2 tRNA genes are annotated in these 548 nt (G+C 48.7%); both read right to left on the bottom strand.

Annotated features, from left to right (window positions below):
• Positions 1-291: 291 nt before the first annotated feature.
• Positions 292-367, bottom strand: a tRNA-Ala gene (locus EDM21_RS24465).
• A gap of 85 nt (positions 368-452) precedes the next feature.
• A tRNA-Ile gene (locus tag EDM21_RS24460) sits at positions 453-529 on the bottom strand.
• Positions 530-548: the final 19 nt, after the last annotated feature.

The following is a 548-nucleotide window of genomic DNA, read 5'->3' as shown; positions in this document are numbered from 1 at the left end:
ACGTCCTTCTTCGGCTCCTAGCGCCTAGGCATCCTCCGTGTGCCCTTATTAGCTTGACCAGGCTCCGCTTTATGCCGATTCGCGCTAGCAAGCAAGCTTGCCAAATCGCTCATGCGCCATACAACTTTGCTTCATCAAACCATCAAGGTTTTTGGATGATTCTAGTTACATATTTCGCTATCTAGTTTTCAAGGAACAACTTGTCTTCCGCTAAAAGCGGCAAGAAACATCTTACCACAGTCTTCTTTGTAAGATCAAGTACAATTTGTACTCTCTCTGATTGGAAGTTGTTGGTGGAGCCAAGCGGGATCGAACCGCTGACCTCCTGCTTGCAAGGCAGGCGCTCTCCCAGCTGAGCTATGGCCCCAAACTTTACTTCAAAAGCGGAGCTTGGCTTCGAGGTGGATTCCGATTATTCCGGATCTCCCGAATACTACCTTATGAAGTTTAAATGGTGGGCCCTAGTGGACTCGAACCACCGACCTCACCCTTATCAGGGGTGCGCTCTAACCAGCTGAGCTAAGGGCCCATATTTTGTTTTGTGCATA

The organism is Paenibacillus lutrae, from assembly GCF_009757775.1.
Taxonomy (GTDB): domain Bacteria; phylum Bacillota; class Bacilli; order Paenibacillales; family NBRC-103111; genus Paenibacillus_F; species Paenibacillus_F lutrae.
This window is presented reverse-complemented; position numbering and strand designations above follow the sequence as displayed.